The sequence below is a fragment of the Jiangella asiatica genome, assembly GCF_004349065.1.
Taxonomy (GTDB): Bacteria; Actinomycetota; Actinomycetes; order Jiangellales; family Jiangellaceae; genus Jiangella; species Jiangella asiatica.
Genome location: NZ_SMKZ01000001.1, coordinates 96,641 through 114,403 on the forward strand (window position 1 = coordinate 96,641; position 17,763 = coordinate 114,403).

Consider the following 17,763-nt stretch of genomic DNA (forward strand, 5'->3'; position numbering starts at 1 on the left):
CCGGCCGAGGTGGGCGTACCGAGATGACGTCGGTCCGGCCGCGACCCCCGCCGGACCAGCTGACCAGGACCTCAGGCATGGCCCATGCGACCACGCCGCGGCTGCACTGGCTGCTCATCAGCGTGGTCATTGTCGTCTTCGCGGTGCTGCTCCTGGTGAACGGGTTGGTCAAGGCGCAGTTCGGTGCTGACCACCGAGTGGCGCCGCCCACCGACGCCTACAGCGTCCCGGACGTCGTCCGCTCCGGCCGGCCGATCATCGACCTGCGCGACGGCACGGCACGTGCGTTCGCGATCCCGGAACGGACCGTCGTGCTCACCTTCGACGACGGCCCGGACCCGGTGTGGACGCCGCGCGTCTTGGAGGTGCTGCGCCGCCACGACGTCCCTGCCACGTTCTTCGTGGTCGGGAACCTCGTGGCCCAGTGGCCGGGACTCGTCCGCCAGATCCGTTCGGCCGGCAGTGAGCTGGGGATCCACACGTTCACCCACCCCGACCTCGCCTACCTCCCGGACTGGCGCCGCGAGCTCGAGCTCTCGCAGACCCAGCTCGCGGTGGCCGGTGCCGCCGGCGTGACGTCGGCGCTCGTGCGCCCACCGTACTCGTCGGTGTCCGAGGCGATCGACGACACCACCTGGCCGTCGATCCGCAACCTCGGCCGTGGAGGGTATATCACGGTACTGACCACCCACGACACCAAGGACTGGTCCCGTCCTGGCGCGGACGCGATCGCACGGGACGCCATTCCCGAAAACGGTGCCGGCGGGATCGTCCTGATGCACGACTCGGGCGGGGACCGCGCGCAGACCGTCGAGGCGCTGGACCGGCTCATCCCGGAGCTGCGCGCCCGCGGTTACCGATTCGCCACGGTCGCCGACGTTGTGGGCGGGGAGGATCTCAACCCACGGGCCGACCAGGTCGAGTGGCTGCGCGGCACCACGCTGCTCGTCCTGGTCCGCGCCGCGACGACGGCGACAACGGTGCTCGCCTTCCTCACGGCCATCGCCGGCGCCCTGGTCATCCTACGGCTGCTGACGCTCGTGGTGCTCGCGCGCCGGCATGCCCGCCGGCGGCGGTCGGCGCCGCACCGGCCTCCGGCCCACGACCCGGTGTCGGTCATCGTCCCCGCGTACAACGAGGAGGCCTGCATCGCCGACACCGTCCGGTCCCTGGCTCGCAGCGACCACCCCGCCGAGGTGATCGTCGTCGACGACGGATCGACCGACGCGACGGCGGAGGTGGCGCGGGCGCTGGACCTGCCGGACGTGACGGTGATCCGGCAGCCCAACGGTGGCAAGCCGGCCGCCCTGAACACCGGGGTCGCCCACGCGAGGCACGACCTGATCGTGATGATGGACGGCGACACGACGTTCGGGCCGGACACGGTCCGCCAGCTCGTGCAGCCGTTCGCGGACCCGGGCGTCGGTGCCGTGGCCGGCAACACGAAGGTGGCGAACCGGTCCGGGGTGCTCGGCGCCTGGCAGCACATCGAGTACGTCGTCGGCTTCAACATCGACCGCCGGGCCTACGACGTGCTGCAGTGCATGCCGACCGTCCCGGGCGCGGTGGGCGGGTTCCGTCGGCGCACGCTGACGGAGGTCGGCGGGGTCAGCGACGACACGCTGGCCGAGGACACCGACCTGACCATGGCGATCTCGCGAGCCGGCTGGCGGGTGGTGTACGAGCCGACCGCGGTGGCGTGGACCGAGGTCCCCGCCGGCATGGGTGAGCTGTGGCGACAGCGCTACCGGTGGAGCTACGGGACGATCCAGGCGATGTGGAAGCACCGTCGTGCGGTCGTGGAGCCCGGCCGCTCGGGCCGCTTCGGCCGGATCGGGCTGCTGCACCTGGCGCTCTACCAGGTGCTGCTGCCGTTGCTGGCGCCGTTGATCGACGTCTTCCTGGTCTATGGCCTGGTGTTCCTCGACCCGGTCCGCACGCTGCTGGGCTGGCTCGCCTTGGTGGGCAGCCAGCTGTTCGCCGGAGCGTACGCCAGCCGGCTGGACGGTGAGTCGATGTCCGGGCTGTGGCTGCTGCCTTTGCAGCAACTGGTGTACCGGCAGCTGATGTATGCGGTGGTGATCCAGTCCATCGTCACGGCGCTGGAGGGCATCCGGCTGCGCTGGCAGAAGCTGCGAAGGGTGGGCAAACAGGAGGACGAGTCCGCCGCCGTCCACCCAGGTCCGCGGACGTCGGCCCACGGAATCACCACCCGGGAATCCTCCATGCATGAGTCGTCCACTCGGGAGGCGCGATGATGGGCGCAACAGGAACCATGGAGCGGGAGCGGCACCTCGACGTATACCGGGCCGTCGCTCTCCTGGGGGTGATGGCCTACCACCTGGCCGGGTGGGCCTGGCAGTCCATCGTGTTCCCGGCAATGGGCGTGATCTTCGCGGTGGCGGGTTCGCTGGTGGCGCGGTCGCTGGAACGGGCGCCGGCCTTCGACGTGATCGCGCAGGGGCTGCGCCGGCTGCTGCCGCCGTTGTGGTTGCTGGGCGCGGTGGTCGTCCCCGCAATGCTGTGGCGCGGCTGGGACGCCGACGGCGACACCGTACCGGTGCCGTGGGACGAGCTGGTGTACTGGATCGTCCCGGTGCTCGACCCGCCCGCTAGTGCGTGGGCGGCCGGCGCCACCGAACCGCTGTGGTATGTGCGCGCCTACCTCTGGTTCGTTGTGCTGTCGCCGGTGCTGATGTGGGCCTTCCGGCGATGGCCCGTGCCCACGGTGCTGGCACCGATCGCCGTCATCGTCCTGAGCGCCGCTGGCCCGCTCGAACTGGATGCGTGGGGCACGCCCGGGGACGGACTGCTGGACTTCGCGACCTTTGGCGCGTGCTGGCTCCTCGGGTTCGCGTACCGCAGCGGCGGGCTGCGCCGGCTGCATCTGGCGATCGCGGCGACGTTGGCAGCTGCCGGCATGGCCGCCGGTTTGGGGTGGGCGCTGACCCAGGCGGCGCCCGAGTTCGGCAACGACCTCTACAAGATCCCGGTGGCGCAGGCGCTGTGGTCCGTGGGCGCCGTCCTGCTGCTGATGCGATGGTCTCCGCGGCCGGACGGGGTGGACCGGGTTCCGCTGCTGGGGCGGCTGGTCGACTTCATGACCGCGCGCGTCGTGACGCTTTACTTGTGGCACGGCATCGCGATCGTCCTCGCCGTAGGGCTGTGTGCCGATCTCGGCGTTCCCGCCCTGGGCGCCGTCGCGCTCCTGGCCGCGGCCCTGACCGTGCTGGCCACGGTGCTGTTCGGGTGGGCGGAGGACGTCGCCGCCGGCCGGCCGGTCCGGCTGCTGCCCGGGTTGGTCCACACGACGTCCGTGTCTCGCCGTCCGGCGTGGAGCCGCGGCGTCGCGGCGGTCTTCAGCCGGTTCGGGGTAGCGGTCCTGGTCGCGCTCCTGATCACCTCGTGGGCCGCGATCCCGGCGACCAGCCCGGACGAGCCGCCCGAGCGGACCTGGACGGTGGGCGCGTACCTGGCGCCGTGGGATCAGCAGCGTGGCCTGGCCTCCCTTCAGGTCGCCTCCGACGTACTGACCTCGGTGAGCCCGGTCTGGTACACCCCCACCGACGCCGGCGGGCTGACCCGCAACCAGGAGTCGGAGACCGACGACGTGCGCGACCAGGCCTGGGCGCTGGGCCTGGAGGTGATCCCGTCCATCAGCAACTTCCGCGACGACCAGTGGGACGGCGCCCTGGTGCACGAGCTCGTGGCCGATCCGCGGCGGCGGGCCGGGCACGTCCAGGCAATCGTGGACACCGTCCACGCCAACAGCTGGGACGGGATCGACGTCGACTACGAGGCGCTGGCACCGCAGGACTACGAAGCGTTCGGGGTCTTCCTGCACGAGCTCGCCGACGCCCTGCACGACCAGGGCAGGCGGCTGACGGCGGCCCTGCCAGCCGCGACCACGGACGATCCGCCCGGACTGGCCCGGCTCTACGAGCTCGCCGGGGCCGCTGTCGACGAGGTCCGCGTGATGGCCTACGACCACGCGTGGGCCGGCTCCGAGCCCGGGCCGATCGCGCCGGTCGGCTGGGTCGACGACGTCGTCCGGTTCGCGGTCCGGCACATCCCCGAGGACCGGGTGATCCTCGGGCTGGCCGCGCACGGCTACGACTGGGGAGCAGCCGGCGACGACGGCGCCCGCAGCGTCATGTTCGCCGACGCCATGGCCGTCGCCGAGCGGCACGACAGCGTAGTGCAGTGGGACACCGACGCGCAGGTGCCGTGGTTCACCTACCCCGGCGCTCAGAACGAGCACGCGGTCTGGTTCGAGGACGCACCCAGCCTCGCCGCCAAGCTGGACGTCGCCACCGAGCACGATCTCGGCGGGGTGTTCGTGTGGCGGCTCGGCGGCGAGGACCCGACCCTCTGGCGGGTCCTAGGGACCGGCCGGCAGCCGTAGCCGCCGGCTGGGCGGTGGGTCTGGTCCGGCGCTGCTCGCCCGGCCGAACCCCGTCGAGCAGCAAGCGGCTCGATCACGGGACGGCTGTCAGAGGCGGGCCAGGGCGTTCTTCAGCGGGTCGAGGCCGACCGAGCCGAGGTCGAGGGCCGCCCGGTGGAACTCCCGCAGGTCGAACGCGTCGCCCTGACGGCGCCGGGCATCGTCGCGGGCGGCCAGCCAGATCCGCTCACCGACCTTGTACGACGGGGCCTGGCCCGGCCAGCCGAGGTAACGGTCCAGCTCGAAGTGGAGGAACTCGTCGGGCAGCCGGCAGTGCGCCCGCAGGAACGCGTACGCGGACTCCGCGGTCCATGGTCCGGGCGCCAGCCCGTCGGAGCGCACCAGCGACTCTGGGATGTCCTTGCCGAGGTGAATCCCGATGTCGACCACCACCCGCGCGGAGCGGAACGCCTGGCTGTCGAGCATGCCCAGCCGGTCGCCGGGGTCGTCGAGGAACCCGAGGTCGGCCATGAGCCGCTCGGCGTACAACGCCCAGCCCTCGCCATGCCCGGACACCCAGCACATGAGCCGCTGCCAGCGGTTGAGGACCTCGCGGCGGTAGATGACCTGGGCGACCTGCAGGTGGTGCCCCGGGACGCCCTCGTGGAACACCGTCGTCGTCTCGCGCCAGGTGGAGAAGTGGTCCACCCCCTCCGGCACCGACCACCACATCCGGCCCGGCCGGGTGAGGTCGTCGCTGGGGCCGGTGTAGTAGATGCCGCCGTCCTTGGTGGGCGCGATGCGGCACTCCAGCCGCCGGATCGGCTCCGGGATGTCGAAGTGGACGCCGTTCATCGACTCGACGGTGCGGTCGGAGAGGGTCTGCATCCACGCCCGGAGCGCGTCGGTACCGGCGATCATCCGGGCCGGGTCGGCGTCGAGCGCGGCGACGGCGTCGTCGACGCTGCCGCCGGGAACGACCTGACGGGCGACCTCGGCCATCTCCGCCTCGATGCGGGTCAGCTCGGCGACGCCCCACTCGTACGTCTCGTCCAGGTCGATCTCGGCGCCGAGGAAGTACCGCGAGGCGATGGCGTAGGCGTCCTTGCCGACGGCGTCGTCCTCACGGGCCTTCGCCGCGACCATGTCGGTGAGGAACCGGCCGAACCGCTCGAACGCCAGCGACGCCTCGGCGGCGGCCGGGTCCAGGTCGCCGCGCATCGCCTCCGGGCCGGTGGACACCAGCTCGCCGAAGAACGTGCCGGAGATGCGGCGGGCCTGCTCGGCGACCGCGAGCACCTGGCGCAGCGCCGGCGGCCGGTCGGCCGCGGTGTCCTCGCGCATGGTGTGCTGGTACTGCTCCAACGCGGTGGGTACCTGTCGCAGCCGAGCGGCGATGTTGGCCCACTGCTCGCCGGTCTCGGTGGGCATGAGGTCGAAGGTCTCGCGTGCCCAGTGCATCGGACTGTCGATGACGTTGAGGTTGCGGTTCAGCCCGGCGGAGTCCATCTCCAGGTCGAGGCGGAGCCGTTCCCGCATGGCTTCGGCGGCGACCCGCTCGCGCTCGTCGGCCGCGGTGGCGGCGTCCAGGTCGGCGAGGGTGTGCCGCGCCAGCGCCCGCCGCGCGGCGAAGCCGTCGGGCGACAGGTCGGTGCTCGCGTCGTCGTGGCCGGTCAGGCCGACGTACGTGGCGGTGTAGGGGTCGAGGGCGGCGTACGCGTCGACGTAGGCGTCAGCGATCTCGTCGACGGTTCGCGGTGGCTGCGGATTGGTCACGGGAGCGACCCTAGACGGTCGCGTCCTTTTCGGTCAGATTCGCCCCGTCAGCGAGGTAGCGCGCTGGCCCGCCAGGCACCCGCGCCCGGAGTGAGCGGCGCCCGATAGGCCCAGTACGACGCCCAGGACGACCGCCGCGGGCCCGACGGCGCACGTCCGGCCGTCGCCTTCGCCGTGAGCACGACGACGAGCGCGGCCAGCTCCTCGTCGGTCGGGTTGCCCCGCACCACCCGTAGCAACGGCGTCTCGCTCACGCCGTCACCCTAACCCCGTCTCACGGGGCTCGGAACGGCAGCGTCCGGTTCGGCTCGCGGCCGTACCCGTCGATCTCGAAGCGGTCGGCGTGGACCTGGACGATCGAGAACGCGTTCGAGTCCAGCTCGACCATCCCGCGGAACGTGACGTAGTGGACGCCGTTGCGGAACCCGTAGTTGCCCTGGTGGTTGTGCCCGTTGAAGTAGGCGATCACATTGTCGTAGGAGTCGATCACGTCCAGCAGCGCGTGGTCGTTCCACGCGTTGTGCGCGTCCTTCGGGTACACCGGGTGATGCGCGCTCAGGACCACCTTCTCGCCCCTGCGCCGTGCCATCGTCAGCACGTCCTCGAGCCAGGCCAGCTGGTCCTCCCCGACGGCGCCGTTCCAGGTGTAGGCGTTGACGGCGCCCTGCCGCACCAGCTCGTCGTACATCTCCTGGGCCAGCTCGTGCTTCTCCGAGCCCTCGGGGTTCGCGTACGTGCTGACGTCGTTGGTGTCGAGGACGACGAACCGCCAGCCGCCGCGCCGGTAGTGGTAGTACTGGTTCGGCATGTCGAGCACATCGAGCAGCTGGTCGGTGGGCATCTGGAAGTCGTGGTTGCCCAGGACGTGGACCTTCAGCCGACGCGCCTTCTCGAACACCGGCAGGATCTCGGCGAAGCTGCGCTCGAACCGGTCGACGAAGTCGCCCAGGTGGGTGATGAACTCCAGGTCGCTCTGGTTGAACGTCTCGACCGCCTCGGCCAGCTTGCCGATGGACGCCCGGTAGTGGCGGGTCCCGGTGTTCTCGAAGTCGGCGTACTGGCAGTCGGCGACGACACCGAACCGGAACCCGTCCTCGCCGGCACCGGCCTGCGGGCTGCCCAGCCCGAACGGGATGGCGATCGCGCCGGCCGAGACCCCCAGGAATCCCCGTCGGCTCCACGTCCTCGCGCTCGTACCGGCGGTGCTGTTCACGACGACCTCCTGGTGGCTCGGGAGGTCTCAGCCAACCGAAGCGACCGGTCGCACGGCGGAAGCGGCCGGGAACGAGGAATGAACCTTGGATGACCCCGGCCGGGCTCAGGCCGGCTACAGCGGGATGTTGCCGTGCTTCTTGGGCGGCAGGCTCTCGCGCTTGGTGCGCAGTGCGCGCAGCGCCTGGACGATGGCCACCCGGGTCCGCGACGGTGCGATGACGGCGTCGACGTAGCCGCGCTCGGCCGCGACGTAGGGGTTGGCCAGGGTGTCCTCGTACTCGGTGATCAGCTCCGCGCGGCGGGCCTCCGGGTCGGCGGTTTCGGCGAGCTCGCGCCGGTACAGGATGTTCACCGCGCCCTGGGCGCCCATGACCGCGATCTGCGCGCTCGGCCAGGCGAGGTTGACGTCGGCGCCGAGGTGCTTGGAGCCCATGACGTCGTACGCGCCGCCGTATGCCTTGCGGGTGATGACCGTGACCAGCGGGACGGTGGCCTCGGCGTAGGCGTAGATGAGCTTGGCGCCGCGGCGGATGATGCCGTTCCACTCCTGGTCGGTGCCGGGCAGGAACCCGGGCACGTCGACGAACGTCAGGACCGGGATGTTGAAGGCGTCGCAGGTTCGCACGAACCGCGCGGCCTTCTCCGAGGCGTCGATGTCCAGCGTGCCGGCGAACTGCATCGGCTGGTTGGCCACGACGCCGACAGACTGGCCCTCGACGCGGCCGAAGCCGACGACGATGTTGCCGGCGAACAGTGGCTGCACCTCGAGGAAATCGCCCTCGTCGAGCACGGCCTCGATGACGGCGTGCATGTCGTACGGCTGGTTGGCGCTGTCGGGCACCAGCGTGTCCAGCGCGAGGTCGGCGTCGGTGATCTCCGGCACGGCGTCCGCGTCCGGGAACGAGGGCGCCGGGTCGAGGTTGTTCTGCGGCAGGTACGACAGCAGCGCCTTGACGTAGTCGATGGCGTCGGCCTCGTCGGCGGCCATGAAGTGCGCGTTGCCGCTCTTGGTGTTGTGCGACCGGGCGCCGCCGAGCTCCTCGAACCCGACGTCCTCGCCGGTCACGGTCTTGATGACGTCGGGCCCGGTGATGAACATGTGCGAGGTCTGGTCGACCATGACCGTGAAGTCGGTGATGGCCGGCGAGTACACCGCGCCGCCCGCGCACGGCCCCATGATCAGTGAGATCTGCGGGATGACGCCGGACGCGTGGACGTTGCGGCGGAAGATCTCGCCGTAGAGGCCGAGCGAGACCACACCCTCCTGGATGCGCGCGCCGCCGGAGTCGTTGATGCCGATCATCGGGCAGCCCGTCTTCAGCGCGAAGTCCATGACCTTGACGATCTTCTCGCCGAACACCTGTCCGAGGCTGCCGCCGAAGACGGTGAAGTCCTGCGCGAACACCGCGACCTGACGGCCGTCGATCGTGCCGAAGCCGGTGACGACGCCGTCGCCGTACGGACGGTTCTTCTCCATGCCGAACGCAGTGGAGCGGTGCCGGGCCAGTTCGTCGAATTCGACGAAGGACCCTTCGTCCAGCAACATGGCGATGCGCTCGCGCGCGGTCTTCTTGCCGCGGGCGTGCTGCTTCTCAACGGCCCGCTCCGAGCCCGCGTGCACCGCGTCGTCGATCCGCTGCCGCAGGTCGGCCAGCTTGCCCGCGGTGGTGTGGATGTCGGGGACGTCGTGCACGGTCATGTCGGTGCCTCCGATGGGTGGACGAAGCTCTAGCAGGTTAGAGCACGGGCGATAGGCGCCGTCTCGCACTGTGGGGCACGACCGCCGGCCAGGCTCGACGTCACTACCCTGGGCCGCATGGCCGCAACTGCCACCGGTTCCCGCGAGGCCGCCCGTTTCGAGATGCCCGAGCGGCTCCGTGCCGACGTGCGCCAGCTGGGCGACGCGCTCGGCCAGGTGCTGCGCGAATACGGCGGCAACGGGCTGCTCGCCGACGTCGAGCGGCTCCGCGAGCTGACCATCGCCTCGCACCACGAGGACCAGACCGTCGCCGACGACGCCGCCACGCAGGCCGAACAGCTGGTCGCGTCGTGGACGCTGGAGCGGGCCGACGAGGTCGCTCGCGCGTTCACCGTCTACTTCCACCTGGTCAACGCCGCCGAGGAGTATCACCGGGTCCGCTCGCTGCGCGCCGGCGACCGCGCCGACCACCCGTTGGCCGGCACCGTCGCCAAGGCCGTCGAGGACGTCGCCCGGCTGGCCGGGCAGGACAAGGCCAAACACCTGCTGGACGGGCTGGAGTTCCGCCCGGTGCTCACCGCGCACCCCACCGAGGCGCGCCGGCGTGCCATCGTCACCGCGATCCGGCGCATCGCGGGGCTGCTGGAGCGACGCGACGACCCCCGCCTCGGCGCGTCCGAGGACGCCGAGACGCACCGGATGCTGCTGGAGCAGATCGACGTGCTGTGGCGCACCGAGCCGCTGCGGGTCGACCGGCCCGGACCGCTCGACGAGGTCCGTACGGCCATGTCCGCCTTCGACGACGTCCTGTTCCACGTCGTGCCGCAGGTGTACCGGCGGGCGGAGATGGCGCTGTCCGGCGGCGACGCGGCGGCCGGCACCGGTCCCGTCGCGGCCCCCCAGGTGCCGGCGTTCGTCCGGCTCGGCTCGTGGATCGGCGGCGACCGCGACGGCAACCCCAACGTCACCAGCGCCATCACCCGTCAGGCCATGGCCATCCAGTCCGACCACGTGCTGTCCGCGCTGGAGGCCGCCTGCACGCGGGTCGGGCGCGGGCTCACCCTCGATGCCGCCAACACTCCGGCCTCGCCCGAGGTGCGCCGCATGCTCGCCGACGCCGAGTCCGCCCAGCCCGACGCGTACACCGAGCTGGCCTCCCGCTCGCCGAACGAGCCGCACCGCATCGCGGTTCTCTACGCTGCGGCGCGCGTCGGTGCCACCCGCCGCCGCGACGCCGACCTGTCCTACGGCACGGCCGCCGAGCTGCTGGCCGACCTGCGTGCAGTGCAGGGGAGCCTGGCCGAGGCCGGCGCCGCCCGGCAGGCCTACGGCGAGCTGCAGGGCCTGATCTGGCAGGTCGAGTCGTTCGGCTTCCACCTGGCCGAGCTGGAGGTCCGCCAGCACAGCGCGGTGCACAAGGCCGCGCTGGACGAGATCGCCGCCGGCGGCGAGCTGTCCGAACGCACCGAGGAGGTGCTGGCGACCATCCGGGTGATGGCGCAGATCCAGGCCCGCTTCGGCCCCGATGCCTGCCGCCGTTACGTCGTCTCGTTCACCCAGTCCGCCGACGACGTCGCCGCGGTGCACGCGCTGGCCCGGCACGCGCTGGACGGCCGGCCGCTGGCGCTGGACGTCGTGCCGCTGTTCGAGACCGGGGCCGACCTCGCCGCCTGTGTCGACATCCTCGATGAGGTCGTCGAACTGCCACAGACCAAAGCCCGGCTCGACACCACCGGCCGGCGCCTGGAGGTCATGCTCGGGTACTCCGACTCCGCCAAGGACGTCGGCCCGGTCTCGGCGACGCTGGCGCTCTACGACGCGCAGGCCCGGCTCACCGCGTGGGCGCGCTCGCACGAGGTCACGCTGACCATGTTCCACGGCCGCGGCGGCGCGTTGGGCCGCGGCGGCGGGCCGGCCAACCGGGCCGTCCTGGCGCAGGCGCCGGGCTCCGTCGACGGCCGCTTCAAGCTCACCGAGCAGGGCGAGGTCATCTTCGCCCGGTACGGCGACCCCGCCATCGCCCGCCGGCACATCGAGCAGGTGGCCTCCGCCGTGCTGCTGGCCTCCACGCCGGCCGTGGAGGAGCGAGCCCGGGCCGCGGCCGTCGACTTCGCCTCGGTCGCGGCCATGCTGGACGAGGCCGCTCGCGAGGCCTACCACGCGCTCGTGCGCACCGACGGCTTCCCGGACTGGTTCGCCCGGGTCACCCCGCTGGAGGAGGTCGGCTCGCTGCCCATCGGCTCGCGACCGGCGCGGCGCGGGCTGACCGTGTCGTCGCTGGACGACCTGCGCGCCATCCCGTGGGTGTTCTCGTGGTCGCAGACCCGCGTCACCCTGCCCGGCTGGTACGGCTTGGGCTCCGGGCTGGCCGCCGTCGGCGACCTGGAGCTGCTGCGCCGCGCGTACGCCGAGTGGCCGCTGTTCACCGTGATGATGGAGAACGCGGAGATGTCGCTGGCCAAGTCCGACCGGCGCATCGCCGCCCGGTACCTCGCGCTCGGCGACCGGCCGGAACTGACCGAACGCATTCTCGACGAGCACGCGCTCACCACGCGCTGGGTCCTCGACGTCACCGGGCACAGCCGACTCCTGGAGGACCGCCACGTGCTGGGCCGGGCGGTCGCGCTGCGCAACCCCTACGTCGATGCGCTGTCGTACCTGCAGGTCCGGGCGCTGCGGGCGCTCCGGCGCGACGAGGTGGAGTCCGGCTCCGCTGCCGAAGCCGCCAACCGCCGGCTCCTGCAGATCAGCGTCAACGGCGTCGCCGCCGGCCTCCAGAACACCGGCTGAGCCACCCGCCGCCGTGGATGCTCCTGCCCACTCCCGTAATGATCACGTTCAGCACGAGATCTCGTGTCGCACCATGCTTGTAAGGGTGGTGCGACACGAGATCTCGTGCTGAACGTGATCATTCCGACGGCGGGAGAAAGGCTGGTGCGGTGACGGTGTGGGACGTGCGGTGGGTCGCGACGACGGGGTCGACGAACGCTGACGTCGCCGCCGGGGCCCGGGACGGCGCGGCCGAGGGCTTCGTCGTCGTCGCCGATCACCAGAGTGCGGGGCGCGGCCGGCTCGACCGGCGGTGGGAGGCCCCTCCGGGCACGTCGCTGGCGATGTCGTTCCTGCTCCGGCCGGACGACGTACCCGGCGCGCGATGGCCGTGGCTGCCGCTGCTGGCCGGTGTCGCGGTGACCGAGGCGGTCGAACGTGCCGCCGGCGCGTCCGCGGTGCTCAAATGGCCCAACGACGTGCTCCTGGCCGCCGGCGCGGGGGACGTCGTCGGGAAGCTGGCCGGCATCCTGACCGAGCGGGTCGAGACGGAGCGCGGGCCGGCTGCCGTCGTCGGGATCGGGCTCAACGTGTCGCAGACTCCGGAGCAGCTGCCGCCGGGTGCGGCGTCGCTGGCGGCCACCGGGGTCGAGCCGACCGCGCTGTTCGACGCCGTCGCCGACCGGTTGGCCGCGTGGTACGGGTCCTGGCGGGCCGCCGGGGGTGACCTGATGCCGTCGTTGGCGGCCGCCTACCGGGACCGCTGCGACACCATCGGACGGGAGGTCCGCGCCGAGCTGCCCGACGGTGCCGCCGTCGACGGCCGCGCCACGGGTGTCGACGACTCCGGGCGGCTGGTGGTCGACACGGGCGCCGGGACGGTCGTCGTCGGAGCCGGCGACGTCGTGCATCTGCGGCCTCGGTGAGTGTGGCGGTTCACCTGCGGTGCCGCGACGTGCCAGGATTCACGGCATGGGCTTTTCCGACAAGCACCTGAGCGACGACGAGCAGGTGATCTTCCACCTGCACACGCATATCAAGGCGCTCATCGTCCCGGTCCTCGTGCTGCTGGTGCTGGCCGCCGGCGTGGGCTTCGGCCTGGGCGCGCTACCCGACGATGAGCTGATCGGCACCATCGGCCGCTGGGCCCTGGTGATCGTCGGCGTCGTGGTGCTCTTCGTGTGGGTGATCTGGCCGTTCCTCACCTGGCTGACCACCACCTACACCATCACCAGCGAGCGGCTCGTCACCCGCAAGGGCATCATCACGCGCACCGGGCGCGACATCCCGCTGCGAGTGATCAACGATGTCGCCTACGAGATGCAGCTCAACGACCGCGTCCTGCGGTGCGGCACGCTGGTGGTCTCCGCCGCCAGCGAGCAGGGGCAGGTCCGACTCGATGACGTCCCCCGGGTCCAGCAGGTTCAGCTGAAGCTGAGCGAGCTCGTGCGCGAGGCGCACGACGAGGACGAGCGCGCGTGACCCTGCCGCCCGAGCCGACACGGCGGCCTACCGCCGACGAGCTGGAGCGGCTGCTGCTGGGCGCGTCCCGGCGCTACACGCGTGAGCAGATCGCCGAAGGCGCCGGCCTCACCGTCGAGGAGGCACTGCGGTACTGGCGGGCCCTCGGCTTCCCCGACGTCGGCGAGGAGCAGGCGTTCACCGTCTGGGACCTGGAGGCGCTGCGCGGCGTCACCGACCTCGTGCGCGACGACGTGGTCGACGAGGCCACGGCGGTTCAGATGGTGCGGGCGCTGGGGCGGATGACCGGCCGTCTGGCCGAGTGGCACGTCGAGACTCTCGCCGAGATCATCGAGGAGAACGAGGCGTCCGGCCGCGGCACCGGCAGCCGGCTGACGTCGGCGTACCTGGTCGCGCAGAAGCTGCTGCCGGAGTTCGAGAGGCTGCTCATCTACGCGTGGCGGCGCAAGCTTGCCGCGTCGGTGAACCGGCTGGTCGCGATCGGGCGCATCGGTGAGGCGCCGCTGCTGGCCGCGCCGGCGTCGGTGGGCTTCGCCGACCTGGTGTCGTTCACCCGGCTGTCACGCGGGCTCAGCGTCGAGGCGCTGGGCGAGCTGGTCGAGCGGTTCGAGGCCACCACCAACGACGTCATCTTCGGCACCGGCGGCCGGGTGATCAAGACGCTCGGCGACGAGGTCGTGTTCACCGCCGACGATCCCAAGACCGCGGCGGCCATCGCCTGCCGGCTGGTGGCCGAGATCGGCGAGGACACTACCCTGCCCGACATCCGGGTCGGCATCGCGACCGGCCCGGTGGTGGCCCGGCTCGGCGACGTGTTCGGCACACCCACCAACCTCGCGGCCCGGCTGACCGCGCTGGCCGAGCGCAACACCGTGATGGTCGACGACGTGACGGCGAAGGAGCTGGCCGACGTGGGCGACTTCGCGCTGCGCGCCCTCCCGCCGACGACGGTGCGCGGCCTGGGCATCGTCAACGCGTTCACCGTGACGGTGCGGCGCGAGCCGACGGCGCCGTGAGGCCGTCGTGACGGTCGAGCATCGGGTTGCCGCCGGGGTGCTCGTGCGCGGTGGACGCGGTGCGCCGCGACTGCCGAGGAACAACTCGGCGTTCAGGTCACCCGGCGGCACCGGACCCCGCGCAACCTCGCCCCGGAGGAGCACGACGACGTGCGCTGGTTCAGCCTCGACGAGGCCCTGGCCCTGACGCTGCCCGATCCGCGCTACCCCGACCTGCTGCGGCGGGTCCTGCTGCCGGGACCGGCCGGCGGCTGGTGGCGCCTCGGGGTCGACGTTTTCGGTCCGCTTTCGGACTGGTCGCATATACGCCCCGGGCGAGGTGGTGCGTACATGCGACCAGTTCGAAGGGAGCCGCTGGGCATCTCCCAGCCGGTGCCGTGTAGCGTCCGCGGCATGATGAGCGCAGCGCCGGTGCGCCAGGCCGTGATCCTCGCCGGTGGGCAGGGTTCGCGCCTCAAGCCGTACACCGACACCGTCCCCAAGGTGATGATCGAGATCGCCGGTCGGTGCATCATCGACCATCAGCTGGAATGGCTCGCCGAGGCCGGCGTCACCGACGTCGTCGTCTCCGCCGGCCACCTGAGCGACGTCCTGGTGTCGCACCTGGACTCCCGGGAGCAGCCGGTGCGCCTCCAGTCGGTCATCGAGGACGAGCCGCTGGGCCGCGGCGGCGGGCTCAAGTACGCCGGCAAGCACCTGCCGCACCCGGACCAGAGCTGGTACGCGCTCAACGGCGACATCTGGACCCGCTTCGACCTCGGGGCGATGGCCGCCTACAACGCCGAGCGCCAGGCCGTCGCCACCATCGGACTGGCCCGGCCGCGGATGCCCTGGGGCGTGGTCGAGCTGGACGAGCTGGGCCGGGTCACCGACTTCGTCGAGTCTCCGCCGTCTCCGTACTCGATCAACGGCGGTATCTACGTGTTCGCGCCGGAGATCCTCGACCTGTTGCCCGACGTCGGCGACCACGAGCGCACCACGTTCCCGTCGCTGGCCAAGCAACGCCGGCTGGCCGGCTTCCCGATCGAGGGCTACTGGCGCGCCATCGACACCGCGAAGGACATCGCCGAGGCCGCCAGGGAGTTCGCCGCCGGCCGATAGGGTCAGCCGCATGAGCAGTGTGACGATCAACCGGCCCGACGGCGTACCTGGTGTAACAGAGCTGGTGCTCGACCGCCCCGAGGCGCTCAACGCCATCTCCACCGAGCACGCGCGGGCCATCGTCGCCGCGACCGCCGAGGTCGCGGCCGACCCCGCGGTGCGCGTGATCGTGCTGTCGTCGTCGGCCGAGCGAGCTTTTTGCGTCGGCGCCGACCTCAAGGAGCGCAAGACCATCGACGACGACGGGTTGCGGCGCCAGCGCCTGGTCTTCCGGGCCGCGTTCACCGGCGTCCTGGAGCTGCCGGTGCCGACCGTCGCGGCGGTGCACGGCCACGCCCTCGGCGGTGGGCTGGAGCTGGCGCTGGGCTGCGACCTGATCGTCGCCGACGAGACCGCCGTGCTCGGGCTCCCGGAGGTGACGGTCGGCCTGGTCCCCGGTGGCGGCGGCACGCAGCTGCTGCCGCGGCGCCTGGGCTGGAACCGAGCCGCCGATCTGATCTTCACCGGCCGCCGGGTCGACGCCGCCGAAGCGCATCGCCTGGGACTGGTCGACCGGGTAGTCCCCGCCGGTCAGGACCGGGCCGCCGCGCTGGAGCTGGCCGCGTCGATCGCCGCGAACTCCCCGGTGGGGGTCCGCAACGCCAAGCAGGCGATGCGGCACGGCCTGGACGCGTCGCTGCGGTCGGGGCTGGACATCGAGGACGCCGCCTGGCGCGCCACCGCGTTCAGCGGGGATAGAAATGAAGGTGTGGCGGCGTTCAACGAGAAGCGGCGTCCCGATTGGCCAGGTGAGTGACGGTGGCGTTCCCCCAGAGTGTGAGCGTGCGCGAGGTCGGCCCACGCGACGGCCTGCAGAACGAGGACCCCATCTCGACGACGGCCAAGGTCGAGCTGATCGACGCGCTGTCCCGGACCGGGGTGCGGCGCATCGAGGCGGTGTCGTTCGTGCACCCGAAGGCGATCCCGCAGATGGCCGACGCCGACGACGTGTGGTCGCGGGTCCGCCGCGACCCCCGGGTCCGCTACTCAGCGCTGGTGCCGAACCTGCGTGGTGCGCAGCGGGCGCTGGCCGCCGGCTTCACCGAGCTCGAGGTGGTCGTCTCCGCCTCCGACACGCACAACCGCAAGAACATCAACCGCTCCACCGAGGAGTCGCTGGCTGAGCTGCCGGAGCTGGCGCGGCTGGTCCACGACGGCGGCGGCACCCTGCAGCTCATCGTCTCCACCGCCTGGGGCTGCCCGTACGAGGGCGACGTGCCGGTCGAGCGCGTGCTGTGGGCGGTCGGGCAGGGCGTGGCGGCCGGCGTCGACTCGCTGGCCTTCGGCGACACGACGGGCATGGCGACGCCCACCCGCGTCACCCACCTGGTCGGCGACACCCGCTCGGCTCATCCGGCCGTGCCGCTCGGGCTGCACTTCCACAACACCCGCGGCACCGGCCTGGCCAACGTCTACGCCGCGCTGCAGTTGGGCGTGGACGACTTCGACGCCTCGGTCGGCGGCCTGGGCGGCTGCCCGTACGCCCCGGGCGCCTCGGGCAACATCGCCACCGAGGAGCTGGTGTACATGCTCGAGGACATGGGCATCGACACCGGGGTGGACCTGGACGCCCTGCTCGCGGTGGCCGGCCTGGCCGAGCAGTTGGTCGGGCGGAAGCTGGACTCTCAGGTGCTGCGGGCCGGACCGCGTACCCGCACCGCGGCGAGCTGAGCCGCCGCCGGCGTCAGGTGGCCTGCTGGGCCGGTCAGGTGGTCTGCTGGATCGCCGGGAAGACCCAGGTGCGGTACGACCAGAACCGGAACAGCGTGCCCAGCAGCAGCCCCACGACGTTGGCCGCGATGTTGTCGGCCAGCGGCCCGGACAGCCCCAGCACGTACCGCGAGAACCCGAGACAGGCCAGCGCGATGCCCAGCCCGACGCCGTTGAGGACGAAGAACAGCGCGTACTCGCGGGCGACGCCGGTGCGGGCCCGGTGCCGGAACGTCCAGAGACGGTTGCCGGTGTACGTGACGCCGGTGGCGGCCACGACCGCGATGGTCTTCGCCCATAGCGGGGAGTCGTGCAGCGGCCCGACGCCGTCGTCGCCGGCGAACAGCAGCGCGTTGAAGATCAGGAGGTCCACGACGAAGCCGATGCCGCCGACGGTGGCGAACTTGGTGGCCTCGCGGATCAGGTGGTGCAGCCCATACCAGACACGAGTCGCCGCACCCAGCAGGCGCGGGGTGCGGCGCGGAGGCGGCGCGGTATCGAGCACGCGCCCAGGGTAGCGGCACACCGCCCGAAACGCCGCATCCTGACCTGTTCGCCCTGTTCAGAGCGGC

General features: G+C 71.9%; 14 protein-coding genes. 9 read left to right on the forward strand and 5 right to left on the reverse strand.

From position 1 onward, the window contains the following. The first annotated feature begins 77 nt into the window (after positions 1-77). Entirely contained in the window at positions 78-2,258 is a 2,181-nt protein-coding gene (locus E1269_RS00460) for a bifunctional polysaccharide deacetylase/glycosyltransferase family 2 protein (protein WP_131889883.1), read from the forward strand. Then, complete coding sequence (locus E1269_RS00465; RefSeq protein ID WP_162606154.1) at positions 2,258-4,405, forward strand: glycosyl hydrolase family 18 protein; 2,148 nt, start codon at positions 2,258-2,260, stop codon at positions 4,403-4,405. Before E1269_RS00460 ends, E1269_RS00465 begins: the two co-directional genes overlap by 1 nt. Positions 4,406-4,492: 87 nt before the next feature. Here E1269_RS00465 and E1269_RS00470 read toward each other — a convergent pair whose 3' ends face one another. The 4 genes from E1269_RS00470 to E1269_RS00485 all read right to left on the reverse strand — a co-directional run bounded on the left by E1269_RS00470 (position 4,493) and on the right by E1269_RS00485 (position 9,074). Continuing rightward, positions 4,493-6,160, reverse strand: a complete 1,668-nt coding sequence (locus tag E1269_RS00470) for a DUF885 domain-containing protein (RefSeq protein ID WP_131889887.1) — start codon at positions 6,158-6,160, stop codon at positions 4,493-4,495. Positions 6,161-6,207: 47 nt separating this feature from the next. Then, positions 6,208-6,414: an acyl-CoA carboxylase subunit epsilon gene (locus E1269_RS00475; protein WP_131889888.1), complete on the reverse strand. Its 207-nt coding sequence runs from the start codon at positions 6,412-6,414 to the stop codon at positions 6,208-6,210. A 20-nt stretch (positions 6,415-6,434) separates the two neighbouring features. Further along, positions 6,435-7,373 carry a metallophosphoesterase gene (locus E1269_RS00480; protein ID WP_131889890.1) on the reverse strand — a complete coding sequence of 313 codons (939 nt, stop codon included), beginning with the start codon at positions 7,371-7,373 and terminating at the stop codon, positions 6,435-6,437. Between the two features lie 114 nt (positions 7,374-7,487). Further along, positions 7,488-9,074 carry an acyl-CoA carboxylase subunit beta gene (locus E1269_RS00485; RefSeq protein WP_203432646.1) on the reverse strand — a complete coding sequence of 529 codons (1,587 nt, stop codon included), beginning with the start codon at positions 9,072-9,074 and terminating at the stop codon, positions 7,488-7,490. Between the two features lie 117 nt (positions 9,075-9,191). On the opposite strand from E1269_RS00485, the gene E1269_RS00490 reads away from it, so the two are divergent. From E1269_RS00490 to E1269_RS00520, 7 genes are all read left to right on the forward strand, one after another. Then, the gene (locus tag E1269_RS00490; protein ID WP_131889892.1) at positions 9,192-11,864 is read left to right on the forward strand and encodes a phosphoenolpyruvate carboxylase; all 2,673 of its coding nucleotides are present in this window, start codon (positions 9,192-9,194) and stop codon (positions 11,862-11,864) included. A gap of 149 nt (positions 11,865-12,013) precedes the next feature. Then, positions 12,014-12,769, forward strand: coding sequence for a biotin--[acetyl-CoA-carboxylase] ligase (locus tag E1269_RS00495; RefSeq protein ID WP_131889894.1), 756 nt, complete (start codon positions 12,014-12,016; stop codon positions 12,767-12,769). A 46-nt stretch (positions 12,770-12,815) separates the two neighbouring features. Then, entirely contained in the window at positions 12,816-13,325 is a 510-nt protein-coding gene (locus E1269_RS00500; protein ID WP_131889896.1) for a PH domain-containing protein, read from the forward strand. Continuing rightward, complete coding sequence (locus E1269_RS00505; RefSeq protein WP_131889898.1) at positions 13,322-14,341, forward strand: adenylate/guanylate cyclase domain-containing protein; 1,020 nt, start codon at positions 13,322-13,324, stop codon at positions 14,339-14,341. The genes E1269_RS00500 and E1269_RS00505 overlap by 4 nt, the downstream gene beginning before the upstream one ends. Positions 14,342-14,734: 393 nt before the next feature. Then, positions 14,735-15,442, forward strand: a complete 708-nt coding sequence (locus E1269_RS00510; protein WP_131890419.1) for a nucleotidyltransferase family protein — start codon at positions 14,735-14,737, stop codon at positions 15,440-15,442. Between the two features lie 10 nt (positions 15,443-15,452). Further along, positions 15,453-16,238, forward strand: coding sequence for an enoyl-CoA hydratase/isomerase family protein (locus E1269_RS00515; RefSeq protein ID WP_131889900.1), 786 nt, complete (start codon positions 15,453-15,455; stop codon positions 16,236-16,238). Next, on the forward strand, positions 16,235-17,152 hold the full coding sequence (locus E1269_RS00520; protein WP_131889902.1) for a hydroxymethylglutaryl-CoA lyase: 918 nt from the start codon (positions 16,235-16,237) through the stop codon (positions 17,150-17,152). The genes E1269_RS00515 and E1269_RS00520 overlap by 4 nt, the downstream gene beginning before the upstream one ends. A 34-nt stretch (positions 17,153-17,186) precedes the next feature. Here E1269_RS00520 and E1269_RS00525 read toward each other — a convergent pair whose 3' ends face one another. Next, the gene (locus E1269_RS00525; protein WP_203432650.1) at positions 17,187-17,696 is read right to left on the reverse strand and encodes a GtrA family protein; all 510 of its coding nucleotides are present in this window, start codon (positions 17,694-17,696) and stop codon (positions 17,187-17,189) included. Between the last annotated feature and the right edge of the window lie 67 nt (positions 17,697-17,763).